General features: G+C 57.1%; 23 protein-coding genes, 3 tRNA genes and 1 pseudogene. 13 read left to right on the top strand and 14 right to left on the bottom strand.

All coding sequences use genetic code 11. The annotated features are described in order from the left end of the window. Positions 1–41 precede the first annotated feature (41 nt). The 3 genes and pseudogenes from LG294_RS02475 to LG294_RS02465 form a co-directional block, all read left to right on the top strand. On the top strand, positions 42–347 hold the full coding sequence (locus LG294_RS02475) for a helix-turn-helix transcriptional regulator (RefSeq protein WP_404289201.1): 306 nt from the start codon (positions 42–44) through the stop codon (positions 345–347). Continuing rightward, positions 348–1,631, top strand: coding sequence for a type II toxin-antitoxin system HipA family toxin (locus LG294_RS02470; protein WP_404289199.1), 1,284 nt, complete (start codon positions 348–350; stop codon positions 1,629–1,631). A gap of 101 nt (positions 1,632–1,732) precedes the next feature. Continuing rightward, positions 1,733–2,308: pseudogene (locus tag LG294_RS02465) on the top strand (DNA methyltransferase); the annotation flags it as partial. Here the strand turns inward: LG294_RS02465 and LG294_RS02460 are convergent. Together LG294_RS02460 and LG294_RS02455 are read right to left on the bottom strand one after the other, a co-directional pair. Further along, positions 2,230–2,430: a hypothetical protein gene (locus LG294_RS02460; protein ID WP_404291844.1), complete on the bottom strand. Its 201-nt coding sequence runs from the start codon at positions 2,428–2,430 to the stop codon at positions 2,230–2,232. The pseudogene LG294_RS02465 and the gene LG294_RS02460 sit on opposite strands and share 79 nt — an antisense overlap. Positions 2,431–2,782: 352 nt before the next feature. Continuing rightward, positions 2,783–3,037, bottom strand: a complete 255-nt coding sequence (locus tag LG294_RS02455; protein WP_404289197.1) for a hypothetical protein — start codon at positions 3,035–3,037, stop codon at positions 2,783–2,785. Between the two features lie 279 nt (positions 3,038–3,316). Between LG294_RS02455 and LG294_RS02450 the strand changes: the two genes are divergently transcribed. Next, on the top strand, positions 3,317–3,580 hold the full coding sequence (locus LG294_RS02450) for a hypothetical protein (RefSeq protein WP_404289195.1): 264 nt from the start codon (positions 3,317–3,319) through the stop codon (positions 3,578–3,580). Positions 3,581–4,090: 510 nt separating this feature from the next. Here LG294_RS02450 and LG294_RS02445 read toward each other — a convergent pair. From LG294_RS02445 to LG294_RS02425, 5 genes are all read right to left on the bottom strand, one after another. Then, the gene (locus tag LG294_RS02445) at positions 4,091–4,933 is read right to left on the bottom strand and encodes an aldo/keto reductase (RefSeq protein ID WP_404289193.1); all 843 of its coding nucleotides are present in this window, start codon (positions 4,931–4,933) and stop codon (positions 4,091–4,093) included. Positions 4,934–4,992: 59 nt separating this feature from the next. Next, on the bottom strand, positions 4,993–5,442 hold the full coding sequence (locus LG294_RS02440) for a hypothetical protein (protein ID WP_404289192.1): 450 nt from the start codon (positions 5,440–5,442) through the stop codon (positions 4,993–4,995). Positions 5,443–5,596: 154 nt separating this feature from the next. Beyond that, positions 5,597–5,788 (bottom strand): YbdD/YjiX family protein, encoded by a 192-nt coding sequence (locus LG294_RS02435; protein ID WP_404289190.1) that lies wholly within the window; start codon positions 5,786–5,788, stop codon positions 5,597–5,599. Between the two features lies 1 nt (position 5,789). After that, positions 5,790–8,024: a carbon starvation CstA family protein gene (locus LG294_RS02430; protein ID WP_404289188.1), complete on the bottom strand. Its 2,235-nt coding sequence runs from the start codon at positions 8,022–8,024 to the stop codon at positions 5,790–5,792. Positions 8,025–8,132: 108 nt separating this feature from the next. Continuing rightward, a complete protein-coding gene (locus LG294_RS02425; protein ID WP_404291609.1) occupies positions 8,133–9,110 on the bottom strand; it encodes an NAD(P)H-quinone oxidoreductase in 978 nt (325 codons plus the stop codon). Between the two features lie 62 nt (positions 9,111–9,172). Between LG294_RS02425 and LG294_RS02420 the strand changes: the two genes are divergently transcribed. Further along, positions 9,173–9,260 (top strand) — tRNA-Ser (locus LG294_RS02420). A gap of 49 nt (positions 9,261–9,309) precedes the next feature. Here LG294_RS02420 and LG294_RS02415 read toward each other — a convergent pair. Next, complete coding sequence (locus tag LG294_RS02415) at positions 9,310–11,328, bottom strand: FAD/NAD(P)-binding protein (protein ID WP_404289186.1); 2,019 nt, start codon at positions 11,326–11,328, stop codon at positions 9,310–9,312. A gap of 130 nt (positions 11,329–11,458) precedes the next feature. On the opposite strand from LG294_RS02415, the gene LG294_RS02410 reads away from it, so the two are divergent. Next, positions 11,459–13,549, top strand: a complete 2,091-nt coding sequence (locus tag LG294_RS02410; RefSeq protein ID WP_404289184.1) for a prolyl oligopeptidase family protein — start codon at positions 11,459–11,461, stop codon at positions 13,547–13,549. Between the two features lie 63 nt (positions 13,550–13,612). Beyond that, a tRNA-Ser gene (locus LG294_RS02405) sits at positions 13,613–13,704 on the top strand. 145 nt (positions 13,705–13,849) lie between these two features. On the opposite strand, the gene LG294_RS02400 is transcribed toward LG294_RS02405, so the two are convergent. From LG294_RS02400 to LG294_RS02390, 3 genes are all read right to left on the bottom strand, one after another. Next, entirely contained in the window at positions 13,850–14,008 is a 159-nt protein-coding gene (locus LG294_RS02400) for a hypothetical protein (protein ID WP_404289182.1), read from the bottom strand. A 92-nt stretch (positions 14,009–14,100) separates the two neighbouring features. Beyond that, entirely contained in the window at positions 14,101–15,027 is a 927-nt protein-coding gene (locus LG294_RS02395) for a hypothetical protein (protein ID WP_404289180.1), read from the bottom strand. Between the two features lie 30 nt (positions 15,028–15,057). Next, the gene (locus tag LG294_RS02390; protein WP_404289178.1) at positions 15,058–17,178 is read right to left on the bottom strand and encodes a RecQ family ATP-dependent DNA helicase; all 2,121 of its coding nucleotides are present in this window, start codon (positions 17,176–17,178) and stop codon (positions 15,058–15,060) included. 144 nt (positions 17,179–17,322) lie between these two features. On the opposite strand from LG294_RS02390, the gene LG294_RS02385 reads away from it, so the two are divergent. The 4 genes from LG294_RS02385 (at position 17,323) to LG294_RS02370 (ending at position 20,994) form a co-directional block, all read left to right on the top strand. Then, positions 17,323–18,747, top strand: coding sequence for a phosphomannomutase/phosphoglucomutase (locus LG294_RS02385; RefSeq protein WP_404289176.1), 1,425 nt, complete (start codon positions 17,323–17,325; stop codon positions 18,745–18,747). 13 nt (positions 18,748–18,760) lie between these two features. Then, the gene (locus tag LG294_RS02380) at positions 18,761–19,234 is read left to right on the top strand and encodes a hypothetical protein (protein ID WP_404289174.1); all 474 of its coding nucleotides are present in this window, start codon (positions 18,761–18,763) and stop codon (positions 19,232–19,234) included. Positions 19,235–19,244: 10 nt separating this feature from the next. Further along, positions 19,245–19,697 (top strand): RrF2 family transcriptional regulator, encoded by a 453-nt coding sequence (locus LG294_RS02375; RefSeq protein WP_404289172.1) that lies wholly within the window; start codon positions 19,245–19,247, stop codon positions 19,695–19,697. A gap of 121 nt (positions 19,698–19,818) precedes the next feature. Continuing rightward, a complete protein-coding gene (locus LG294_RS02370; protein ID WP_404289170.1) occupies positions 19,819–20,994 on the top strand; it encodes a globin domain-containing protein in 1,176 nt (391 codons plus the stop codon). Between the two features lie 75 nt (positions 20,995–21,069). On the opposite strand, the gene LG294_RS02365 is transcribed toward LG294_RS02370, so the two are convergent. Together LG294_RS02365 and LG294_RS02360 are read right to left on the bottom strand one after the other, a co-directional pair. Beyond that, complete coding sequence (locus LG294_RS02365; RefSeq protein WP_404289168.1) at positions 21,070–22,068, bottom strand: alpha/beta fold hydrolase; 999 nt, start codon at positions 22,066–22,068, stop codon at positions 21,070–21,072. Further along, positions 22,065–22,592: a PadR family transcriptional regulator gene (locus LG294_RS02360; RefSeq protein ID WP_404289166.1), complete on the bottom strand. Its 528-nt coding sequence runs from the start codon at positions 22,590–22,592 to the stop codon at positions 22,065–22,067. The genes LG294_RS02365 and LG294_RS02360 overlap by 4 nt, the downstream gene beginning before the upstream one ends. A gap of 157 nt (positions 22,593–22,749) precedes the next feature. Between LG294_RS02360 and LG294_RS02355 the strand changes: the two genes are divergently transcribed. Then, positions 22,750–23,670 (top strand): EamA family transporter, encoded by a 921-nt coding sequence (locus tag LG294_RS02355; protein WP_404289164.1) that lies wholly within the window; start codon positions 22,750–22,752, stop codon positions 23,668–23,670. Between the two features lie 212 nt (positions 23,671–23,882). Here LG294_RS02355 and LG294_RS02350 read toward each other — a convergent pair whose 3' ends face one another. After that, entirely contained in the window at positions 23,883–25,715 is a 1,833-nt protein-coding gene (locus LG294_RS02350; protein WP_404289162.1) for a phosphoenolpyruvate carboxykinase (GTP), read from the bottom strand. A 318-nt stretch (positions 25,716–26,033) separates the two neighbouring features. Here LG294_RS02350 and LG294_RS02345 point away from each other — a divergent pair. Further along, positions 26,034–26,107, top strand: a tRNA-Arg gene (locus LG294_RS02345). The last annotated feature ends 159 nt before the right edge of the window (positions 26,108–26,266 follow it).

The raw sequence follows: 26,266 nt of genomic DNA, 5'->3' as shown, positions 1-26,266 counted from the left end.
TATCATGAAAATAGTGCATAATATGTGCTAAGGTAAGTGTTATGAAGTCCATTGACAGCTTAGAGCGAAGAACTGGCGAACTCGTCCGCGAGGCGCGACTAGGGCGCGACATCACGCAGGCCGAACTTGCGCGAAATAGCGACCTTTCACTGAGCGCCGTTCAGAACTTGGAGGCCGGACGCGGCGTTAAACTCGAAACCTTCCTCCGAGTCCTCCGCGCGCTCGACCGCCTGGACGTCATCGAATCACTCAACGAAGGCTACAGCGACGTCAGCCCGATGGAAGCGCTCAGATTGTCCCAAAACAGACCCGCCCGCCCACAGCGAGCCTCAAAGAGGAGCAACTAGATGACCTTCGAGCACGTCACAGTGGTAGAAGTTAAAGCATGGGGCGAAACCATAGGCGCACTCAACCGTGGCAGCACACGTAACGCCTACACCTTCGAATTCGCACCGGGACGCACCAAGAGAAGGGACTTCTTTCCACTGAGCATGAAGCCTTCTGGGCGCAAAAACATCTACGCCTTTCCCGGACTAAGCACGGAGACATGGAGCGAGCTACCACCAGGAATCGCAGACTCCCTCCCAGACCGGTTCGGCAACGCAATCATCGATGCCGAAATGTCACGCCGCGGCGCCGACCCGTCCCAAGTCTCAGTACTGGACCGACTGGCTTACACCGGCCGACGCGCAATGGGCGCACTGGAATTCGAACCGACCACCAGCCCCAAAGCCTCCCAGCCAACAGCCCTGGACCTTAGCGACCTCGTGTCCAAAGCACGAAAAGCATTGGCTGGCACGCTGGCCAATGACGTGGAATCTGAAGCAGCCCTAGCCCAAATCCTCGCCGTCGGAACAAGCGCCGGTGGAGCGCGCGCCAAAGCTGTCGTCAATCTGAACCCCTTCACCGAAGAACTCACCCCCGGCCAGGAGCCAGCCCTCGGCGCTAAAAGCTGGCTGCTGAAATTCGATGGCGTACAAGACGAAAAACTCGGCGACGGCATGGGCTTCGGACGCATCGAATACGCCTATTCCCTCATGGCTGAAGCAGCTGGCATCGACATGCCTGAGACAAGGCTGCACCGGGAAAACGGCCGCGCCCACTTCATGATCCGCCGATTCGACCGACCGGGCGGACTCGAAAAGCTCCACATGCAAAGCCTTTGCGCCATGAAGCACATGGACTTCAACATGGTTAGAACCCACGACTACTCGCAGTTCCAACACACCATCGACGAGCTCGGCCTCGACCAGCAAACAAAAGCCGAAGCTTTCCGCCGCATGGCTTTCAACTACGCCGCCTGGAACTGCGATGACCACACCAAAAACCACTCTTTCCTCATGGACGCCAAAGGCAACTGGTCACTGGCACCGGCCTACGACGTGACTTTCAGCTACCGAGAAGACAGCCCATGGGTCGACCAGCACCTCATGGGTATCAACGGAAAATTCCTCCATGTGAGCGCCGACGAAATGTACCAATTCGGGGAGCAACACGGGATCACCGGGTACAGGAGCATCCTCAAAGATGTCAACGACGCAATCGACAACTGGACCGAATACGCCGACCTGGCCGAGGTCGTACACTCCGACCGCAAGCTGATCGAAAAGCACATCGCACCAGTGAGGTAAAGCGCCCAAGCCTGTATCGCGAGCCAAGCGTAAACACCCCTCTCCGAGTGCCAAGCGCATGGCTCGCGATACAAGCCACCCAGGCGACACAAGGAGCCTAAATGCCGCAGACCACCCCCGCCCAGCCCAACGGACACGTCGTTCATGGGAACAATCTGGAGGTGATGGATGCGCTGCCGGACGAAAAATTCACACTGATCTACGTGGATCCACCGTTCAATACAGGCAAGGTTCAGGCACGCTCCGAACACACGCCGGCAAACGGAGACCTACCCGCAGCACATGGCGAGCAACGCTCCTACCAGGACGCGTTCGACGACTACATGGGATTCATTGAGCCGCGGCTTCGCGAAGCACACCGGCTGCTAACCGAAGATGGCAAGCTCTACGTCCACCTGGATTACCGTGAAGTGCACTATGTGAAGGTCTTGCTGGACCAGATCTTCGGGCGTGATTGCTTCCTGAACGAGCTCGTGTGGGCTTACGACTATGGGGCAAAATCCAAGCGGCGATAGCCAGCCAAACACGACACCATTCTGGTGTACGTGAAAAACCCGGAGAAACACCATTTCGATTCCACTGAAGTCGACCGAGAGCCCTACATGGCACCGGGCTTGGTCACTGCGGAGAATCGCTTTCGTCCAATCAAAATACCTGGAGGACCATACCCTTGGTGGCGCCACTCGCCAAGCCTTTGAACCGTCATGGTGAGCAACACGGCGGCTTCACGGATCGGAACCAGACGGTAATCTCGACCGTCTTCAGCGAGAAATGGAAGAATGCTCTGTTTTTCTGTCATATCCATATGTGTGGTCAAGAGTCGCTCCAGTTCACGGACGTACTTTCAACCGGATTCACTCAGACTTCTAACCGATTTTAACTTGCATCTAATTCGCATCTTAGGCCACGCATCCGCCCGAATCGCGATTCATCCAGCTTCAGTCGAAGCAAAAGGATTGGGCGAATCACCACGTCACGCCGCCACCAACTCTGTGAAAATGCGGCCTTCAGACCTGGCACAATCTTTCTCTACTCACAAAGAGCAGGTCGGCGGTTCAAATCCGCCAGGGGGCTCGTGTGAAGAGAACCCCGGACACCGGTATCACCGTGTGCTTCCGGGATTTTTGCTGACTCGGGACACCGAACCTGGCTCACCACTGCTTCTTCTGCACCAAAAACATCAACATGGCGATGATTTTATGAATGACGACAAGCCCAAATATGAAAGCCAATGTGAAGCAGCCAATCGAGGCGATCTCGAATGGTGAAAGCGCCAAGGGATTAGGATCCCCGTCTCGAAATGTCAGCTGAGCCCCGAATAATTGCACGAAGAATCCTAAGAAACTCAGCGCGATGCTCAACCAAAAATAGATCAGGGTGTAGTATCCCGGTTTTTTCGTAGACAAGAAGCCATCCTTAAATTTTGTCGCTTCTGATTACTACAATGATAATCAATCATGCATCTCTTACCCCAAAATAGTTCGAAGAATCGTTGGCGATGAATCTGCCTCCACAAGTAAAGGTTCAGCAAAGCGCCAAGGCTGGCCTCTCTAGATTCAACCTCGCCTCATCTCATCTCATCTCATCTCGACTGAACGGTCACACATCGACACCGTGCTATTCACGAAGGTAGGATCCATTTCAAAATGCGGGGCACTCAGGTTTTCCCCGTTTAGGAATATTCGATGAACGACTGGATGTTCGTTTTCGGCAACGATGCGCCGCGCCCGGCAGCGGGATATGACTGGACGCGGATTCAATCCGCTACACGGTCAATGCTGGCGGTGCAGGCACGCTTGCAGCGTGAGTCCCAAAGAAACGCCGAACTAGACAAACCCGAATCGGCAGAAGCTCAGCGGAGCATCGCAAAGTTCGAAAATTCGATCCTCGAAGCACTAGGCAACGGAGTTGCGGTAAGCCTGATTGCTGATAGTTTGAATCTAAGCTAGGCAGAGGTCATTAGGCTCCGCGATACGGGTACACTCATGGGTGATTAATTCACGGCTCCGCCATCTTGCAGGAAAGCGCTCGACGCGGACATCCGACGTGAACACGTGTGTCTGGTCAACCAAATACGAGATAAGCCTGCGCACGATTCGATGCGCATTGCTTCAAATGCCGGCTACGAGGAGTTCTGATGCCGTCGTTCGTCAGATGCCTCAAAAAATAGCGCCGAGCGAACTAACACGATTTCGATTTCAGCCGTGGGCGACGGAGGTCATCGGGAGCCGATCATGCGTACCCGGGAAACGCACCTCTGGAAGTTGAAGCTTCGGCACGCGTTGAAGTGAAAATCTGCCTCGCGTCGAAAGCATGACGGCGTTTCGTCTCAGCGGGGCCATTCGGCACCGATCTCAGCCTAGTGAGGACTTCTACAACCGTTCTTGGATTCAATCAAGCAAGGACCCTGGTTCCTAGCGAAACCAGGGTCCAAAATACAATGCTCCGCAGAAGCGGAATTATTCGAAGTCTGAGGTGGCCGGATCTGCCGAGATACGCCCTTCGGGACCACGATCCAACCCGTTGATTGCTGCAAGGTCTTCGTCATCAAGCTTCAGCTCGATTGCCTCGAGGTTCTCGATGATTCGCGAATCGGTGACAGACTTCGGAATCACCACGCTCCCCAACGCCAGATGCCAAGCGATGACTACTTGAGCCGCACTGGCCTCATGTTTTTGGGCGACCGCAAGGATGACTGGGTCGGTCAATAGCTTTCCGCCGTGACCAAGAGGAGACCATGATTCGTGGGCGATGCCATGCTTTGCTTCGTAAGCGCGCAACTCGGCCTGTGGGAAGTACGGGTGAGTTTCGACTTGATTGATCACTGGACGCACACCGGTGTGCTCATAGAGCTCTTCCATGGCCTCAATGGTGAAGTTGCAGACACCGATAGAGGTCGCTTTTTCCTCTTTCTGCAACTGGATCAGGGCCTTCCACGTGTCCACATAGGTTCCGCGCTGAGGCTGCAACCAGTGAATCAGGTAAAGATCGACATGCCCCATCCCCAAACGTTCGAGGGATGCCTCGGCCGCCGCCAAAGTCTTGTCATAGCCCTGATCGGAATTCCAGACTTTGGTGGTCACAAAGATTTCGCCACGCGGAATGCCGCTGTTTGCGATTGCTCGCCCCACGCCATCTTCGTTGCCGTAGATACGGGCCGTATCAATGTGGCGGTATCCGGCTTTCAGCGCCTTGCCAACTGCGATTTCAGCGTCGGTATCTGATACCTTCCAAACGCCGTAACCGATCTGGTCGATGCAGTTGCCGTCGTGGAAATTAGTTTGTGGAATAGTTTGGATCATGCAACTAATTTAGTGCATTGAAACGCATTCCCGGGTGACCGGCACCACGATTCAACGTTTCAGCTCACGTCAGCCAGCATTTTGACTGCTTGCGAAATATCGTCTTTGACAATCTGCGCTCGGTGTTCGACCGGCTGAATATTGTTTTCCGCTCCTTCAGTAGCCTGCATACGCATCATCGCGATTGCCTGAGCCGTAGCGGCTAAGTCGTTGGCTGACTTTGTCAGCGCGCGGTGCACTTTGGAGGTGGACTGCGGAATATGCTCGTCATCGCTTGGAGTCACCCGCTGGGCATCGATGCACAGCTGACGCACCTGCGGGAGTAGATCTGCCAGCTCATTTGCTCGCGTAACTACCTCGTTATACAGGTCGTTGTCGTCGATTCCTTCTACGACCTGAAAAACTCGGTCCAAAGAACGCACGAACCTATCGTGGGCACGTCGCCATACGCCTTGGCCAAGGTCACGGTTTGTTGCGCGTTGTTCGCGCAGACGAGAGAAAAACCCCATCACACTCTTTTTTATTAGGTCGCTAGGAAATGACTAATACCAGACTACCGGGCACCGCTCAATACGCCCTTGCTTCGTGGCTTCGCTTAACGTGAAAAGGAGCCTTGAAACTCAAATTCGAGTTCCAAGACTCCTCGCGCAAGCTACCTACCGATTAACAACAGCGACCTTGTGGGTTGTGCTCTTGCCAGTTGGAGTATTCGCGCCAAAACACGCGCTCCGTCATCGGTTCAGCATCGGGATGGGTCTTAGCTAAGTGCGCCAGGTATTGCCGGTACTTATCTGCACCAAGCACGCCTTCCATAAAGCGCCTAGCTTGGCCGAGCTTTTCGCGAAGCTTTTCCATTTTAGTGTCCGCCACGGCGCACGCTTTGACTGTCCGGAACGTTCTTCCACTGAGCTTCGAGGGCTTTTTCTGCGGGCGACGAGATCAAGCCTTGAGCAGCGAAGATCCGCGATTCCGTGTATGGGTCCTCGGTGTCTTTACCGCCACCGTTGGATTTTGCCTTAATGGTTTCGACTACCGCAGAGGCGATCACGATGACCGATAGCACCAGGAAGATCACCGATAGCCAGCCCTGGACACCGGTGTTGCGTACGACAGCTTCCATAGCTTCAACGCCGTTTGCAGAGCCGAAGGAGGTCTCGCCATTTGCCAAGGCTTCCTTAAACGCGTTGTGGTTTGCGAAGTAGCCAACCTTGGTATTCGTGGAGAAAATCTTCTCCCACGAGGCGACGAAGGTGACCACGACGGCGAATGCCAGCGGAAGCACAATAACCCATAGGTGCTTGAAGTTACCGCGCTTGGCCACGATTGTCATGACCACAGCCAGCGCAATAGCAGCGAGCAACTGGTTAGAGATACCGAACAGCGGGAAGAATGTGTTAATGCCGCCTAGCGGGTCGGTGACCCCGAGAATGAGAATGTATCCCCATCCGGCCACCATGAGTAACGTACATATCCAGGCTCCAGGTCGCCACGAAGTGTCCTTGAACTTTGGAATGAAGTTGCCAATAGCGTCCTGCAGCATGAAGCGAGCTACGCGAGTTCCTGCATCTACCGCGGTCAGGATGAACAGCGCTTCGAACATGATCGCGAAGTGGTACCAGAAGCCCATCATGGCGACGCCACCGAACCACTGGTTCATGATCACTGCAATGCCGACCGCGAGGGTCGGAGCGCCACCGGTTCTCGAAACCACTGATGGTTCGCCCACGTTGGCCGCCAGCTCCGTTAGCTGGCTCGGGACAAGGTCCACCCCGGCCAGTCCCAGGGAGTTTACGAACGCCACCGCGGTCTCCACGGTGCCGCCGGTTGCGGCGGCAGAGGAGTTCATCGCGAAGTAGATGCCGCGATCAATGGAAATCGCCGCAACCAACGCCATAATGGCGACCATGGATTCCATGAGCATGCCGCCGTAGCCCAGGAAGCGGGTCTGGCGCTCCTTCTCGACGAGCTTCGGGGTGGTTCCCGAGGCGATCAGTGCATGGAAGCCGGAGAGGGCGCCACAAGCGATGGTGACGAACAGGAACGGGAACAGCGAACCGGAGACTACCGGTCCGTCTGAACGTGAGGCGTATTCAGAGAAGGCAGGAGTGCTGATCTCTGGACGGACTACGATGATGGCCACTGCAAGCAGGCCGATCACACCAATCTTCATGAAGGTCGAAAGGTAGTCGCGTGGAGCAAGCAACAGCCAGACCGGAAGTACCGCAGCGATGACACCGTAAATGATGATCGCCCATGCAATGGTGGTGCGTTCCATGTGGAAGAATTCCGCGCCCCACGCCGACTCGGCGATCCAACGGCCGGAGACGATAGCAAACATCAGCAGCGCGAAGCCGATAACCGAAATTTCTAGTACCTTGCCTGGGCGGATAAAGCGCAGATAGATCCCCATAAACAAAGCGATCGGGATTGTCAGCCCCACCGAATAGATGCCCCAAGCCGATTCGCCCAGCGCGTTGACAACCACCAGCGCCAAAATGGCGACGATGATGATCATGATGGCAAGAGTCGCAATCAACGCTGCGGTGCCGCCAATGAGACCCAGCTCTTCACGAGCCATCTGGCCCAGCGAGCGCCCTCCGCGGCGCATCGAGAAGAACAAGACCAGATAGTCCTGCACCGCACCGGCCATGACTACGCCGAGAATGATCCAGATAGTTCCCGGAAGGTAGCCCATCTGCGCTGCGAGGATCGGCCCAACGAGCGGACCGGCTCCAGCAATCGCAGCGAAGTGGTGCCCAAAAAGCACCCGTCGGTCGGTTGGCACAAAGTCACGGCCATTATTCATGTACTCGCCAGGGGTGGCCCTGAAATCATCTGGCTTAGCGATCTTGCGCTCAATGAACTTCGCGTAGAAACGATAAGCGATCAGGTACGTCGCCACCGCGGCGAAAACGAACCAGATCGCATTGATGGTTTCACCGCGGGAGAAGGCGAGCATGGACCAGGCCACGCCGCCGATCAATGCGATGACAACCCAGACTGCGATGCGCAACGGAGTCCACCGCTTATCTTCGCGTTCGGCTATCTCTGGGTCCACGCCCGCCGGCGGCAGAGCTTCTTGGGTACTCACTGGGAGTAGCCTCCTCGGAATCTTCAAGTGATGTGGATGACTAGTCCCTGTGGAGCTAGTCACGTGGTAATACCACGGGACACTTTACGCGAAGGAGGTGTAGATAAATCAAGCCCTGACTACAATTTTTCCCAGATGCGTACCGGAATCGAAGTGTTCATGCGCCGCTACCAGGGAGTCAAAGTCATAAATTTTAGTGACATTCAGGCCAAGTTTCCCTTCGGCCAACAACGGTGCAATACGTTTTTCGGTCTCTTTGACGATCTCGGTCTTCTCGTTTGCCGGACGCGCTCGCAAGGTGGTGCCGATAACCCTCGCACGCTTGGACATCAGAATGCGCAAATCCAGTTCAGCCTTAGCGCCGCCTTGTAAACCAATTACGACCATGCGGCCACCAACGGCGAGCGCTTTCAAGTTCATGGCCAGGTACTTCGCTCCTACCACGTCAAGGATCAGGTCAACGCCCTTGGCTCCGGTCAACTCTCGAACGCGTTCCAGTACATCTTCTTCGCGATAGTTGATCCCCTCGTCTGCTCCTAAGGACTTGCAGTAAGCAATTTTGTCTTCGGACGAAGCCGTGACAACCACTGTCGCGCCCGCGGCCTTCGCCAGCTGAATTGCCATAGAACCAATTCCACCCGATCCGCCATGGATCAGAATCGTTTCTCCTTCCTTGAGCTCACCCTCAAGGAAAATATTTGAGACGACGGTAGCTGCCACTTCCGGGAGCCCTGCGGCTTCAACTAGATCCATCTGGGCAGGGACTGCCAGCACATGAGAGGAGTCAACGTTGACGTACTGGGCGTAGCCTCCTCCTGCAAGCAAAGCTGCCACTCGGTCACCAACGTTCCATGCGGTGACCTTCTTGCCGACCTTCGCGACGGTGCCCGAAACTTCCAGCCCTGGAATATCGCTGGCACCGGGCGGTGGTGGGTATACGCCCTTACGCTGTTGGACATCTGCCCGGTTCAAACCGAAGGCGGCAACCTCGATAAGTACTTCATGATCTTCGGTTTCTGGGATCTGGCGTGCCTGTGATTCAAGTACTTCTGGTCCCCCTGCGCCGGCATAGGTATAGGCCTTCATCGTGTCACTCATGTATGTCGATTCCCTTCTTAGCTTGCTAATAGCGTATAGTTTTTCGGGTTGGATGGTTGTCCGAGCGGCCTAAGGAGCTGGTCTTGAAAACCAGTGTGCGGTAACCCCGTACCAAGAGTTCAAATCTCTTACCATCCGCGTTACAGTCTGGGGTAGCAGGTCAATAGATCTGCTACCCCAGACTTTTTTATTTTGCGCTTCCTGCCAATAGTTCCTCTAGATTGACTCCCGCCATGCGCGCAATCTCAATAACCACCTGCTCCGCGTCATGCAAGGTTTGTGCGGCAGGGTGCGTCGGATCGCCTGCTTGGGCTGCAATTGCTGTCCCCCACTGTGCCGAGGAAAGCTGCAACCCGAGCACGAATATTCCACGATGTGCTAGCCCTTCGGCGTTGATCAGGCGGTAAGGCTCGCCCACCACGTCGAATCCGGAACCGGCCATCTGTTCGCCTTCGGCATTGCGCCAGGTATGCACTCGGGCCACCTTGTCGGCAAACAGTTGGGTCATTAGTGGTGTGTTGTTCTGCAATACCCTATTGGTTGGCATCATAGCTTCGCACAAGACTTTCGCGCCATAGATCTCGGTGTCTACCCAGGGTGAGGAAACCGTAAATTTCCCGCTCACGTCGTCGAAACCAAACTCGGGTTCTGGCCCGATAAAGCTCACAAGTCCCGCGCGGGACAGTGCCAGGAGTTGCTCGATCCGTTCCAAGGGCGGCCCCGAGGAAAGGCCTTCGACTAGAGGTTCAAAGTGAGCCTGCACTTCTTCGATTCGAGATTGTTCGTCCAAGATCCCCTTAGTTACCAAATCCTTTATGACCATGCGCCCGGCATTCATGGTCATAATGGCGCAGGATAGTGGGTCGCTCAGCCCAGCGGAACTGTGCCGTGCGTTGCCAACGAGATAGTCGCGCACCGCCTGTTGATACTGCTCATGGGAGCCAAAACCAATCTGGTCAAAGGGTCGCGCCAATGCCGGAATATCCAACCATTTCAAGTGCGGGAATTGATCAATGTACTCGCGGAGTTCGCTGAGCCACACTTGGTTACCTTCATGATGTTCAGCTTCGAGAATCTGATCCAATCCAGTGAGGAACTGTCGGGCATCAATGCTGGGTTCTCTCCCCTCGGAGGTGACACACTTTGAATAGTAGGTCCACAGAATGTCTCGGTGTAGCTGGGGCCAGAGATGTCGGGAAAAGCTCAAGGCTGCATCCGGATTTGAATGCCGAGCTTCGGCGACCTTACCGATCAGCTCATCGGAGTGGAAGAAACGCAGGGTGATTTCTTCCGGAATGAATTCGTCCACTACTGGTTTTCCCCAATACGGGGTACCCCTGCGCGAAGCGGCGATCAGCTTGGGTTCCTTCCCCGAGGCAACGTATTCAAATCGGTGTCCTGGATCTTCGCTGACTTCCTTGAAAATTCCTCCTCGACCGCTGGTCAATTCGGCCATGCCGTCAAAGAAATTTAGCCCCATTCCGCGAAGCAAAGCTGACTCGCCTGCTTTGAAGTTCGAGTAGTCAACATCCGCTGGAACATTAGGCGGCAAATACTTAGCACCGCCCTGTTCGGCCGCACGTTGAAGTTGTTTTTGCCACGGGTTTAGTTCAGAATTCTGGTGCCCCAGCGCCAAAATCACGCTGTCGAACTCTAATTGCTCGGTGCCAAGTTCCCCTTGGGCATGGAACCGATAGTCCAGTTGGTATCCGGCCTCCTGCGGACGAACTGCCAATACCTCAGCGCGGATATAGTTCAAAACAATATTTGGGTGCTCATCTAGCACGCGAGCACATGAGTCATAAACGTGCTCCAGGTAGCAACCGTAAATTGCTCGTGGCGGATAGGTGCCGCGGCCTGTGGCGCGCAGCGTGGCGGCTTGGCGCTCGTCGAGCCAGCGTCCATCCCCCTGGGCCTCAACAAACTGTTGAAAGCTAAGCCCTGGCTCGTCTGCGACTCTTTCAGGGGCAACCGTGGGAAATGAGGCAGGAGTGTTCATTAAGAAGTGTGGCGACTGTTTCGGATTCCAAACATGTCCCGACCCTGGACGGTATGGGTCGAATACCGTTACGCGTACCAAGGTAGCCAGTTTGGGCACCTTTACGGCCAGCTTAGCCAGGCGTTCGATGACACTGGTACCGCGCGGGCCGGCGCCAATAATAGCGACGTTGTACTGTGGTTGGGGTTCTTCCCAGAAGTTGCTCACCTTCCAAGATTATTACCTAGCGGCAACTTGGCGTGCCATCAGGTACCCCATCCTCCCGGCAAATGCTGCTGCCCAGTTTCAAAATGGCGATGCAGGCGCATCATTTTCCTTGAATGCATAGACTGTGGCTATGCATTCAACCCCGTCTGATTCCCTGGAAACGACCGATCCTTATGCCTGGCTTGAGGGCACCCACGATGAGGTTGCGCTGGATTGGGTTCGTGCCCAAACGCAGCGAACCGAAGCCGAACTTCACGATGCCGACTTTTCACAAAGCGTCGATGCTATTCGCACGGTATTGGATTCACAGGATCGAATCCCCATGGTCACCAAACGCGGTGACTACTACTACAACTTCTGGCGGGATGCCGAGCACCGCCTGGGCCTCTGGCGGCGCACCACCTGGGACTCATATCGCAGCGAGAAACCTCGCTGGGAAATACTCCTGGACATGGATGACTATGCGCGGCAGCAAGGCGAACAATGGCACTTCGCTGGGTCCGCGTTTTTGCGCCCGGCAGAAGGAGAGCCGCACCGGAAAGCAATCATCCGGCTCAGCCCCGACGGTGGAGACCAGGTACGAGTTCGCGAATTCGACCTGGAAACCTTGGGTTTCATCGATGACGGTTTCGACTTAGCGGTAGCAAAGACCTCGGCAAGCTGGATCGATGAAAATACGTTGCTGGTCGCTTCGGCAACGAATGAGTCCGATACGACTCGTTCAACTTATGCACGCACCGCACGAAAGCTCACCCGCGGCGCAGCTCTTCAAGATGCCGAAGTCGTTTTTGAAGTTGCCCAAGAACATGTGGCTGCCTTCTGCTATTTCGATTCGACTCCTGGCTTTGAGCGCATTGTGACGACCGACGCCATCGACTTCTACAACTCACGCACCGGCGTCATCCTCGACGGGACCCACCACAATATTGAGGTCCCGACCGATGTGCAGGTCAGCTTGCACCGCCAGTGGGTGCTGTTCGCCCCGCAAACCGACTGGGAACACCCCGCAGGGCTCATTCCTGCAGGTTCCTTGGCAATCAGCAAACTAACCGATTTCCTGAACGACGGACGCATCCAGAAGGTCATCTTCCATCCGGATGAAAAGACCTCTTTGCAAGGCATGGACTTCACCGCCAATTACTTGCTTGTCTCGGTGCTGCACGACGTGGCCGCACAGATTCGGGTGTTTGATCTGCGTCAGGATTTTGCCGAAACTTCCCTGCCGCTAGCCGACCCGATGCTCAGCGTTTCGATCGGTGCGGTGGATGACGAGGATGCCTCGACCGCCGACGATTTTTGGATGACAGTCACTGGCTTCACCACGCCCACAACCTTGTTCCGTGGTTCTGTCGGAGAAGAAACCAACGTTGTGAAGCGATCCCCCGAGCGTTTTGACGCGGCCGGTTTTACGGTGACGCAACATTTTGCGCTTTCCAAGGATGGGACTCGTGTGCCCTATTTCCAAGTTGCCGACGCGCTGCTAAAACTCGACGGAGAGAACTCTGTGCTGATGGACGGTTACGGCGGCTTCCAGCACAGTATGACCCCTGGTTATGCCCCGGCGCTGGGAGCCGGATGGTTGAGTAAACGCTCCCTCAATAGACGCATGCCCGTGTACGTCATGACCAACATTCGCGGCGGCGGCGAATACGGCCCCCGGTGGCATCGTGCTGCGCTACGCGAGAACCGCCACCGTGCTTACGAGGACTTTGCGGCCATAGCCGAAGACCTGGTCGCCCGCGGGGTGACGCGTAGGGCACGTCTAGCGGCGACTGGACGCTCCAACGGTGGACTCTTGATGGGCAACATGATTGCCGGCTACCCGCAGCTGTTCGGCGCGATCTCTTGCGGTGTGCCGTTGCTGGATATGCAGCGCTATACCCAGCTGGCTGCTGGCCACTCGTGGATCGCCGAATACGGGGACCCGGACGTTCCACAGGACTGGGTGTTTCTGCGCACGTTCTCCCCCTTGCATCGCTTGGATGATCAGCTGCACCCAAATGACGATTATCCTGCGTCGCTGATTTGGACGACCACCACCGATGATCGTGTTGGCCCCGCCCAGGCCCGCAAGATGGCGGCGAGAATGATCGACAAAGGCATCGCCAACGTTCGATATCACGAACCTGAAGACGGCGGCCATGCCGGTTCGACTGATAACGAATCGACCGCCAGAATGTTGGCTACCAGCTACGAATTCCTGTGGCGACAGGTACGTTAACACTCTCGTTTTGGAACACTCGACCATGTTCAGGTAGGCTAGATTCTGCTGGAAACAGCGGATGGATACGTGCCAGAGCGGCCGAATGGGCTTCACTGCTAATGAAGTGTCGGGGTTAAACTCGACCGGGAGTTCGAATCTCCCCGTGTCCGCCAAAACCCCCTAGGTGACTAGGGGGTTTACTTTTCTCCTAGGTCATCTTCAGGACTACGTTGTCTGGATCTTCACCGGGTTTAAGAACATTAACGCAAATACCCCCGAACTCGGCGTTTAGGCCGAAAGTTCAGGGGCTCTCGCTGATCACTTCAAATCGCGCTCTACATCGTGAGCGGCTTCCTTGATCCGTTCTTCCGCCTCGCGCAGCTTCTCCGCAGCTTCCTTATTCAGCTGCTCGTTCTGCTGTTTGTCATCGCCGATCGGAGGTATGGTCTTGTCCGCATCCGGGTTTTTTGGATCCACGGTCAGGTTCCTTCCGTGAGCAACTGGATAAAGCTGATATCCTCCCACGATAGCCACCCGCTGAGCGCGAAGCAACGAATTTAGCGGCGGAACTAGTCTTTACGCTTCACGAATGTGCGAAGCATGTTTTGCACGATGTCGTCAGGCAATTTCGTGTGGCGCACGATAATCTCGGACATTCGTTCAAGATCGGTGTGCGCGATGGCGTCAAACAACGCCTCACGTTCCACTTCGGGCAGGTCTGCCGCATCGAAGTGCACCGGCCCATCCGGGCCTTGACCTTCGAAACGGAAATCTGCCACGTTCCCGTGCGAGCTTTGCCCTGCCATCGGCGAAGTCGAGATCATCCGCTCAAGGTCGTCAACAGGCAGCCCGGTGTGTCCGTGCAGAATTGCGGCGGCACCTGAAAAATTCTCATCTCGCAGCATCGAGAATAGCTGATCGTACTCGTTGGGTGGCAGAGATTCGCTGGAGAACTCGTGCGCTTCACCCTCGACTTCAAAGGCCATCTTAAAATGCGTGGCGCTATGTTCTTGCTCCGAACCGAATTGATTGCTCCACTCCTCGGGAACTACCCACAGGTCATCAGATTTCTCGTCATTATCCTCCGGTGCGACTGCAGGAGAAGTCGCGACGCCTGAGTCTTCCTCGGAGTCGGCGATCTGAGCCTCCAGCTTGTCCCGGAGAGCTTGAATCTCGGCCTCATCTACCGGGAGTTCCTTGACCGGCGCGGTCTGCGGATAGGTATCGAGGCTACGCACTGCGATAACGCAGTTTTTTACCGTGTCGCCGGTGACCGCACGATAATTCTGCACGGCTCCCATGACGTCGCCCTTGGCGAGGTTCCGGTAGATTGCATTGCGTGAGCTGTCATCCAGCTTCGCGTTGGCTTCCTTCGCTGCTTCCCGACTGATAGCTTGCGAAATCTGTGCCGTATTTTTCTTCCGGGCAGACTGAAGCCACACGTAACCGAGGGTGATAACAGCAATAGCAACAACGAGCCAGATGACGATCTCCATACATCCAGACTACTTCGTTTATCTGTGCAATTACCCTGCTATGCCCAGAGTGAAAGGCAAAACACCCGGTGCTCCGGCGATCCGCAGCGCACGGCCAGCCATCGCCAGGGACCAGCGGGAGTCGGCGAGATCATCGACCAGCATCACCGGTCCTGGTGCGGTGGCCAGCAATTGATCGATCTCCGCAGGTATTTCGAAGGCGTCGGCCACGGCTGCCAGCCGGAAAGCCGAGTTGCCACCTGGCCCGCCCTGTGGCGGCGTCCCACGGTACTCCAACTGCCCCAAATACCGTAGCCGGCCGATCTGCGCCAGCCCTTGAGCCAATGAGCTGATCAGCTGCGGACGCTTGGTTGAAGGCATCGCCAGCACCGCGACCGGACGCTGCTCCCAGTTCCACTCAGCCAACACCTTAGTGCAAGCTTCGAGCATGGCTGGGTCAATTGGCTTGTCCACCGGGTCAGCGAAGAGCTGACGCAACCGGTTTCCCCAGCCCAGGTCGGTCAGGCGCGCCAGCGAGCGACCGGTAGCCAATTGCTCATCCACCGGGATTTTCCCCTTCAGCGAATGTCCCAATCGCTGCAGTCCCGACGGATAGAGCTTGCGTGGTTCTATCTGGACACCGGCACGCACCAGCGCGGCTTGGGCATTGTCTTTTGACTCATCCGGGATGTGGTCATCGAACCAGGTGCCAGCGCAGTTATCACACCGTCCGCAAGGGGCAGATTTCGGGTCGTCAAGCGCCTTGGTGAGAAACTCCATGCGACAACCGCGAGTGTTTTCATAATCAATCATCAAGGTCTGTTCATGCACCCGGCTTTGCGCCACTCGCTTGTAGCGCTCTGCATCGTAAACCCAGGGCATGTCGGTGCGCATCCATCCGCCTGCCACTCGCTCGACGGCTCCGTCTACGGCGAGAACCTTGAGCAGCAGCTCCAGAGGGGAACGGCGCAGGTTCACCGCACTTTCCAATGCTGGCACGCTCATCGCTCCATCGGATTGCGCCAAAGCCTCCAAGACCTGATTCGCCCGATTCTGGTCCGGCATGGAGCTGGTAGCGAAGTAGTCCCAGATTTCTGAGTCGTCCGGGCCCGGAAGCAGCAAGACATCGGCATCGATGCTGCCACGCCCCGCACGACCGACTTGCTGGTAATAGGCAACCGGCGAACTTGGCGCCCCTACATGGAGGACAAATCCCAAGTCTGGCTTGTCGAAGCCCATGCCCAAAGCGCTGGTCGCGATGAGCGCCTTGACCTCATTGGCTTTCAACGCGCGTTCGAGCCTTTCGCGTTCTTCCAAGTCGGTACGTCCGGTATAGGCGGCAACCGGATGCCCGGCATCGCGCAGCAGGCGGGCAATGTCTTCGGCGGCAGAGACGGTCAAGGTGTAGATAATTCCCGAGCCGTGGAAGTCGTTGATATGGCTCAGCAACCAAGCTAATTGCATCCGAGGAGAAGGAAGGCGAAGCACTCCTAAACGTAGCGAGTCGCGGGCGAGCGTGCCACGCAAGGTGAACACTTCTTGGGTTCCGCCGGATAGCTGTTCGGCCACATCCTGCACCACGCGGGAGTTCGCAGTTGCGGTGGTGGCAAGCACTGGCAATCCCTGCGGGAGGCGGTTGATCAGGTCACGAATGCGCCGGTAATCGGGACGGAAATCGTGTCCCCAGTCGGATATACAGTGGGCCTCGTCAATTACCAGTAGTCCCAGGCGGCTCATCAACATGGGCAACTGGTGTTCCCGGAAAGACGGATTGTTCAGGCGCTCGGGCGAAACCAGCAGCACATCGATTTCGTCGCGTTCCAGTTTGGAAAGAATCTCACGCCATTCCAGTACATTGGCAGAGTTAATTGCGGCCGCTCGCACGCCTGCACGTTCGGCCGCGGACACCTGGTCTCGCATCAGGGCGAGCAGCGGAGAGACGATCAGTGTGGGGCCGTAACCCTGTTCACGGAGCAACAGTGAAGAAACGAAGTACACCGCAGATTTACCCCAGCCGGTGCGCTGCACCACCAGCGCCCTGCGGCGTTCTTCTACCAGCGCGCTGATAGCTTCGAACTGGCCGTCGTGGAACTGCGCTTCGGGGTGCTGCACGAGGGCACGCAGTTTCTGCAGCGCGAGATTCTTCAGATCGTTGTGCTGTGTGGCTTCCATATCCACAGTATTTCAGTATCGGCCTACGTTTTTGTTCTCCAGGGCGCGCGTTGGGCACAAGTGCGTAGAAGTGTAAGCCATTTCCCATGTACTAACTGGCCATTCGCCACCGCCTGTCACCGCCAAACCGGTAGTCTGAATGCTGTGAGTGAAGAAATTGACCTGAACCAGAGTTTCAAAGCCTATGACGTTCGAGGCGTAGTCGGAGAAAGCCTCAATGCCGAAGCCGTCGAGGCTATCGGCGCTGCTTTTGTCGATGTGTTGTCCCTGGCCGGGAAAGACGTCCTCGTAGGCGGCGACATGCGTCCGTCGAGCACGACTTTTGCCCAGGCCTTCGCCCGGGGCGCCACCTACCGCGGCGCCAACGTGGTGATGCTCGGCCTGATCTCCACCGATGAACTTTATTTTGCCTCCGGCAAGCACAAGGCCGCCGGTGTGGTGTTCACCGCAAGCCATAACCCGGCCCAGTACAACGGCATCAAGATGTCCAAGGCCGGGGCACGGCCGATCTCTTCGGACACCGGGCTTTTCGACATTCGTGACTTAGCTCAGCAGTACCTGGATGAAGGTCTGCCAATTTCCGGCGACGGCGCCCAGGGTACCGTCAGCGAACGCGATGTGCTGTCCGACTACGCAGGCTACCTGCGCGAGCTAGTGGACCTTTCCGCGATCCGCCCGCTGAAGCTGGTAGTTGATGCCGGGAATGGCATGGGCGGCTTGACTACCCCCGCAGTCCTCGGAGACAAGGTCCTTCCCGGCCTTCCGTTGGAGATCGTGCCACTGTATTTCGAGCTCGATGGAACCTTCCCCAATCACCCGGCGAATCCGCTGGAACCTGAAAATCTCAAGGACCTGCAGGCGGCAGTGCTGGAGCACGGCGCGGACCTCGGCCTGGCTTTTGACGGGGACGCGGATCGCTGCTTCGTGATTGACGAGCGCGGTTTGCCGTTGTCACCTTCGGCGATTACCGCCTTGGTAGCCGTTCGGGAGATCGCCCGAGTGCAGGCCGAAGGCGAAGAGCAGCCGGTAATCATTCACAATCTGATTACGTCCAAGGCGGTGCCCGAGTTCGTGCAGAAAGCCGGCGGCGTTCCGGTAATGACCCGCGTTGGCCACTCGTTCATCAAGGCCGAGATGGCCGTTCAGGGGGCGGTGTTCGGTGGTGAGCACTCCGCTCACTACTACTTCCGTGATTTCTACAATGCCGATACCGGCATGCTCGCTGCCATGCACGTGTTGGCGGCCTTGGGAGAGCAGCCGCAGCCGCTCTCTGAGTTGGGCCAGGAATACGAGCCTTATGTCGCCACCGGGGAAATCAATTCCGAGGTCGAGGACAAGTCCGGCGCCATTGCGCGGGTGGTGGAGCATTTTGCGGGACAGCCTGTGGACATCACCACCCTTGATGGCACGACCTTCACCGCGCAGGATGGCGGCTGGTGGATCAACCTGCGCCCTTCGAATACCGAACCGTTCCTGCGTTTCAACGGCGAGGGCACCACGGCACAGCTTATCGAGCCAATTCGCGATACGGTTCTAGCAATCGTGCGCGAAGTAAACACCACCAAGTAAAGGGGTCAAAGCCATGAATCTCGAAGAACTAGACGAGTCCGTCAAGGACGCACTGAACAAGGTCTTGGGCACCGCACTGGGTGTTGCCCGCGAGCAGCTTGAGGAGCAGGGAGTATTCCTGCCTTTCGCTATCGCGCTGGAACCCAAGGAAGAAGGCGGCGACCCAGAGCTTCGCCTGATCGCGGTTCCGCCAACGGATAATCCCGAGGACCCGGATGCGGACATCGACACCGAGGCGATGGCAGCCGATCTCGTAGAGGTGCTCAATCAACAGGGAACCCACTTCGAAGCGATTGCGATCGCCTCGGATGTGTTGCTCGAAGCAGATGAACGCGACGCCATCCATGTGGTGGCCGAGCACAAGGTTGGCGCGGCGCTCGCGATTGTCCAGCCTTATTCCATGCCATCCGAGCCCGGCGGCGAATGGACCTTCGAGGATCCTGCCGCGGAATCTGCCGAATCGGTGTGGGCCAACACCCAGCAGTAGACTTGAGTTCATGAAACTCAGTGCCTTCGCCGACGTGTGCCTACGAACCGTGATGGTTCTGGGCGCACCCGGCGTCGGCCAGCTGACCAGCCGTGAGGTTTCCGAGCTGGTCGGGGTTCCCTATAACCACGTGGCCAAGGCCGTACTTGAGTTGCGCACCCTGGGCCTAATCGAGGTCACCCGTGGGCGCCACGGTGGGGCGCAGATGACCGAGCAAGGCTTGGCATTCTCCGTGGGCGCGCTCTTGCGCCGCTTGGATTGGCGTGAAGATGTGGTGGACTGTACATCTCATGACTCGAAGGGCAATTGCCCCTTGGCTGGCGGTTGCCGGCTACGCCTCGCATTGCAGGCGGCCAGAGAAGCCTTTTACGCTTCACTAGACTCATTGACGGTCAAAGAGATCTGCGAAACTTCGCCCGCAATCAATCTCCTGCCCTTCCCCACCGTTCGGCACAACGTCTAGTCAATCCCTGGCATTTCCAAGAAGTCCCCGTCGATTTGCAATCTACTTCTACGAGGCGTAGAACTAGAAGTGTAATCTTGCATTTCAAATGCAAGATAATTTCGCCTTCAAAGGAGACCAGATGCTTTCACCCCAGTCCCGCCCAATCATCGAAGCCACTCTGCCGATCATTGGCGAGCGCATCTCCAGCATCACCCCAAAGTTTTATGAGCGGCTTTTCGCCGCTCACCCGCAGCTGCTCGACGGAACCTTCTCCCGGTCGAATCAGAAGAACGGAACGCAGCAGCAGGCTCTCGCCGGATCCATTGCGGTCTTCGCCACCCACCTGATGAATTCGCCAGAGACCCTGCCCGAAACCATGCTGGCCCGGATCGCCCACAAGCACAGTTCGCTCGGCGTCATCGAGGAGCAATACCCCATCGTGTACGAGCACCTGTTCGCCGCTATCGCTGAGGATCTGGGCGACGCGCTGACCCAGGAAATCGCGGACGCTTGGAGCGAAGTGTACTGGCTGATGGCCCATGCGCTGATCAAGATCGAAAAAGGCCTGTACTCGGCGCAGGCAAACGACGTCGTCTACAGCCAATGGAAGCTCGTCGAACGCACCGAAGCAGCCAACGGCTCGCTAACTTTCGGCTTCGAGCCGGCGGATGACATCATGGCCACCGTAGCCAAGCCGGGACAATTCGTTTCGGTACGCATGCCAATGGCCGATGGCCTGCGCCAGGTTCGCCAGTACACGCTCAGCGCTGATATCGAGAACACCGCACGACGCACTTTTACCGTGAAACTTGATGTGGATGGCGAATTTAGTGCGGTCATGCATAGCGCGCTACTGGTCGGGGACAAGGTTGAACTTTCAAATCCCTATGGCGATCTGACAATTGACGACGCTGGCGCGCCGCTGGTCATCGCCACCGCTGGCATCGGCTGCACTCCGAGCGCCGCAGCCCTGAGCACGCTGGCGGCGCACGGCTCGACCCGTGAAATTACCGTGCTGCACGCCGATCAGGAATACACTGCCTGGCCACTGCGCGAGCAGATGCTCGATTCGCTGGGCAAGCTTCCGCAGGCGAAGCTGAGCACCTGGTTCGAACGCGGCGAACTCCCTGAGCACATCGAGGCCACCGCAGGCTTCATGGATTTGAGCGATCAAGTTACCGCCGACAGCCACTTGTACCTGTGCGGGCCGTTGCCGTTCATGCACGCAGTACGCGGCCAGGCACTGGCCGCTGGCATCCCAGCCCAACATATCCACTACGAAGTTTTCGGACCGGATGTTTGGCTAGCTGCCTAAATATAGACCGGCTGAGCGCGATGCAGATTCAATGATGAGGTAACTGCACCGCGCTTAGTTGTACGCCGGGGCTATTTACTTTTTCCCTGGCTTTTTAGGATCCGGTTTTTCACCCGGGGCCGCGGGTTTAGGATCTGAGACCCGCTCGGGTGTCTTTGGCTGATCTTCGATTGCAGCCACGGGCTCGGACTTGGCCTGCTTGGAAGCCTTAGTCTGCTTCGATGGCTTGACGGTTTGTGGATCCACGAGGATCTGGTGGATCGTCGAGTCGGTAATCCAACGACGCACCACGGAGTTAAACAGCAGGGGATTCTCAATATTCCATTGGTGATGCATGCCCGGAACCACCCGTGTCACCGCCTGCGGAAGCCCCTCGCGTAGCGCCGCGAATGACTTCTGCACGAGCTTAGGTTCTTTGCCTCCAGCCAGCGCGAGCACCGGACCGTTGTACGTGGAGAGTTTTTCCGGCAAGCCGCCGGGATCCAAATCGTCCATGATGGCGCGCAGATTCTCTGGCTTCAGCATCACACCGTGTTCGGTGAACAACTCCCGCTCATCATCCACCATGCCGTAGGCTCCCGCTTGGAACCGCCAGTACCATTCGCTGCCGATGAGTTTGAGCTGCATCCGGTTCACCGCGCGTGCTGCGGCCGGAACTCCATCGACCGGAGTTCCGGTCAGCAACAGGGAATCAATCAGTTCCGGATGCCGGGCCGCGACGTGCAAGGCAATGACCCCGCCAAGCGACATGCCAACTAGATGCACCCCGCCCTCGGACACCTCGTCAGCGATTAGCGCCGCTACGTCATCTGCAGCGGAATCCAGTCCCTGCCAGGTTTCTTCGCTGCGCGCACCGAAGGCCGGCAGGTGCAGGGTCAAGACGTTAAAGTCACCAAAGGCCAATACCTGCGGATCCCAACTCCAGTTCCCTACGTTTCCACCATGCAGGAACACCAGCGTTTGCTCGTGTTTATGTTGCCCCGCGTGCCGGCGAGCCGGATGCACCTCAGGGTAATCTGTCGCCTCGCGGGTAAAGTTCTTCGCCGTGGAACCCGGATCTTTGCCTAGCGTCATGGCAGATGCTCCAATACTGCGTCGAGCCATTCCAGCTCGGCGGCCTGCTGTCGAATTGCGTGGTCCAAAGTGGCGGCCATGAGGAAGCTCCGACGGTCCGCCGCTGCCCGCATATCGATGCCTTCACGCTGAGAGAGGTAGTCATCCAAGATTGCCTGCGTCTTGACCCGGCGCTCGACCAGCAACTGGTCGATATCCTCTCGTGGCAGCTCTGCAGCGAAAAACACCTGCCCCATGAACGGGTCGCGTTCGGCGCCGTGTGCCGCACCGCTGGAAAGCCAACCGACCAGAGCCTCGCGCCCCGCATCGGTGATGTGGTGCTCTTGACGGTCGGGGTAATTCGACTGAGCCACGGTGGTCACCGTGGCATAGCCTTTATCCACCAGCTGTGCCAACGTACGGTAGATCTGCGCTTTGTCGGCATTCCAGAAGTGGTTAATAGAGGAGTCAAAGTGCTTTTTGAGCTCGTAACCAGTCATCGGCGCCAAACAAAGCAACCCTAGAATCAATCGTGCCAAAACCATGGATTCATCTTTTCATATTTAGTTGATTTTGCACCCACTTACCCGGCAGTAGCTGAAAACTGAACCCGGATTGTGACAATTCAACGCCGTATTCTTGTCGAACTGACCTGCATACACTTCAATCGGAGAGGCCCCGACTCGCAAAGGTTGTCCCGCTATGATTTCGCTGCCACAAAGCAAACCGGCTTCCCCTCCACAATCGGGCGGTCGTGCTGCCTTTTTCGTGTTGCTGGGTTCAATCGGAGTCCAAAGCTCTTCCGCGATCTCGGCAAGCATGTTCGATGCCCTCGGCTCCCCCGCCGTCAGCTCATTGCGGCTGGTATTTGCAGCAGTCGTGCTGTTGGCCTTCTTGCGTCCAACCGTACGCGGGCACAGCCGCAGCGCGTGGTCGGCGATTGCTTTTTACGGAATCGTCATGGCGGCGATGAACCTCTTGCTTTATAAAGCAATCGAGTACTTGCCACTAGGCGTGGCGGTCACCCTTGATTTCCTGGGCCCGGCAGTGGTGGCGCTGGTCTTCTCTCGCCGCATCCGCGAGGCTGCCTGGGCCCTGCTCGCGCTGGGCGGGGTGATTCTCATTGCCGGACCCGGAGGCCATTTCAATATGCTCGGCTTCGCCTTCGGCATCGGCGCCGGGCTCTGCTTTGCCTTTTATACCCTGTTGGCCGAGAAGGTAGGCAAGGCTGATGACTCCTCCGTCAGCTCGTTGGCGCTATCCGTAGCGATCGCCGCGTTGGCCTCTTTGCCCTTCGGCCTCCCGAAAGTAACCGAGGTGTCCGGACCGCAATGGGGGTTATTGGCGCTGAGCGGCGTGATCGGGGTGGCCATCCCCTACTTTGTGGACACTCTGGCGGCCCGCATCTCTTCGGCCCGTGTGGTCGGTACGCTCTTCGCCATCGATCCAGCCATGGGTACGCTGATCGGCTGGCTGGCACTCGGGGAGCAGCTTGGCTGGTTGCCGTTGCTCGGCATTGCTTGCGTGGCGCTGGCAGGTGCCGGGGTGACCTGGTTTGCAGCGAAACCGCCCGGCCCGCTGGAGCGAGTACCCACGACGGAGCCGACGCGGTACCCAGATTAACACGGCAACCTACGCCACCTGAAGTCGAGCGGTTCGATGGCCTGGGCACTGCATTCCACGACAGATTTCTTTACGCCACGTGCCTGCTTCAGCACGGAGCCATGAAGCGCCCGTTGCTTTGCCTGCGGCAAAGATCTAAACGTGGTTAAACGAAGAAGATCCCGTGGAATCCGCATTTCTGCGGATTCCACGGGATCTCCTGCCACTCAAGCCTAGGCGTTGAGGCGAGCCTTCAGACCGTCGAGCTCGGCACGCAACGAAGCTGGCAGAGCGTCACCGAAGTTGGCGTACCACTCCTCGATGCCCTCGACCTCGGTAGCCCACTCGTCCTTGTTGACCGCCACAGCGGCCTCCACGTCGGCTGGGGTGAAATTCTTCAGACCCGTCAGATCCAGGGACTCGCCGGTTGGCACATTACCGATGATGGTTTCCTTGGCATCCGCGGTGCCTTCGATACGCTCGATGGCCCACTTGAGCACACGCGAGTTATCGCCGAAACCAGGCCATGCGAAGCCGCCATCTGCGGTGCGACGGAACCAGTTGACCAAGAAGATCTTCGGCATCTGCTCTGGGTTGAGCTTCTCGGAGATCTTGTCCCAGTGGTTCAGGTAGTCACCCGCGTTGTAGCCAATGAATGGCAGCATGGCCATCGGATCGCGACGGATCACACCGGTTGCACCGGAGGCGGCTGCGGTGGTCTCCGAGGACAGGGTCGAGCCCATGAAGATGCCGTTGGTCCAGCTACGAGCCTCGGTCACCAGTGGGATGGTCGTCTTGCGACGCCCGCCAAAGAGAATCGCGTCGATCTTCACGCCGTTTGGCGAGTAGTAATCCTCGGAGAGCATGTCAACCTGGTCGATTGGCGTGCAGAAACGGGAGTTCGGGTGTGCAGCGTTGGTGCCCGACTCTGGTGTCCAGTCGTTACCCAACCAGTCGGTCAGATGCGCCGGAGCCTCGTCGGTCATGCCTTCCCACCACACACCGCCTTCGTCGGTCAACGCTACGTTGGTGAAGATGGAATTGCCCTTGGTGATGGCACGCATGGCGTTCGGGTTGGTGGACCACCCAGTGCCAGGAGCCACACCGAACAAACCGTATTCAGGGTTCACGCCGCGCAGTTCGCCGTCCTTGCCGATGCGCATCCAGTTGATGTCATCGCCCAGGGTCTCAGCTTTCCAACCTTCAATGGTCGGTTCCAACAGCGCGAGGTTCGTCTTGCCGCAAGCCGATGGGAAGGCAGCTGCAATATTGTATGCCTTGCCCTGTGGGCTGGTCAGCTTCAGGATCAGCATGTGCTCTGCGAGCCAGCCCTCATCGCGAGCCATTGCCGAGGCAATGCGCAGCGAGTAGCACTTTTTGCCCAGCAGGGCGTTTCCGCCGTAGCCCGAACCGTAGGACATGATGGATCGCTCTTCGGGGAAGTGCACGATCCACTTATCTTCGTTACATGGCCAGACGACATCTTCCTGCCCTGGCTTAAGTGGCGCACCGACCGAGTGCAACGCAGGAACAAAGAAGGCTTCTTCGGCTTCCATCTTGCGCAGTACTTCGTTACCGATCTTGGCCATAACTCGCATCGAGGCGACTACGTAGGCTGAGTCGGTTAGCTCCACACCGTAAGCAGGCTCGTCGGCGTTCAGCGGGCCCATCACGAAAGGAATGACGTACATGGTGCGTCCGCGCATCGATCCGTCGAACAGCCCGTTGAGCATCGACTTCATCTTCGCTGGGTCTTCCCAGTTATTGGTGAAGCCGGCGTCCTCTTCCTTCTGCGAGCAGATGAAGGTGCGCTCTTCAACACGGGCAACGTCCTTCGGATCCGAGAATCCGGCGTACGAATTCGGGAAGCTCGGGTCGGTCAGCTTGACCAAGGTGCCTGCCTCAACCAGTTCAGCGGTCAGGCGGTCATTCTCCTCAGCGGAGCCGTCGACCCAATAAACACGTTCGGGCTTCGTCAGCGCGGCAACTTCCTCAACCCAAGCTGCCAACTTTGCGTGCGTGGTTGGCGCTGCGTCGATTACGTTCTGATCGGAGCTCGTGCTCATTATCCATTCCCTCCATTGGGCTGAATTTGTCAATAAATCAAGGCTAGGGGTACTCCAGCTGGCGCTTTGTGTGACCCAATCCTCAGCAATGGGTTGATGTTAGACTTTGGAAGATAAATTTCCCGAAATTTCGGGGGTTTATCAATGAACATCAACCCATTTATGTGACCAAGGTCACGTAGACCGGTACCCTTTTGAATTCTTCACATAACCTTCTGTTCACTTTCGATAGATACCGTCCACCTGCGATTTGTACCGATCGAATTTCATCTGTATAGTTGTTCGAGGTTCGCGAGAGTGAATCAAACAACTAAATATGCGCCCATAGCTCAGCTGGATAGAGCGCCTGTCTACGGAACAGGAGGCCGGGGGTTCGAATCCCTCTGGGCGCACAAAAGATCAAAGGTTCCGCTTCGGCGGGACCTTTGTTCGTTAAATCGCACCACCCGAGTGGAGCTGCGGTCGGAGCCGGAACCCGGCACAGGTATGTCACGTCGTCCGTGGCAGGACACCCAGGCCGGCTCACTCTCGCCTGCAGCTGTGAATGCCAA

Origin of the sequence: Glutamicibacter arilaitensis, from assembly GCF_044793945.1 — a bacterium.
GTDB classification, from domain to species: Bacteria; Actinomycetota; Actinomycetes; order Actinomycetales; family Micrococcaceae; genus Glutamicibacter; species Glutamicibacter arilaitensis_B.
This window is presented reverse-complemented; position numbering and strand designations above follow the sequence as displayed.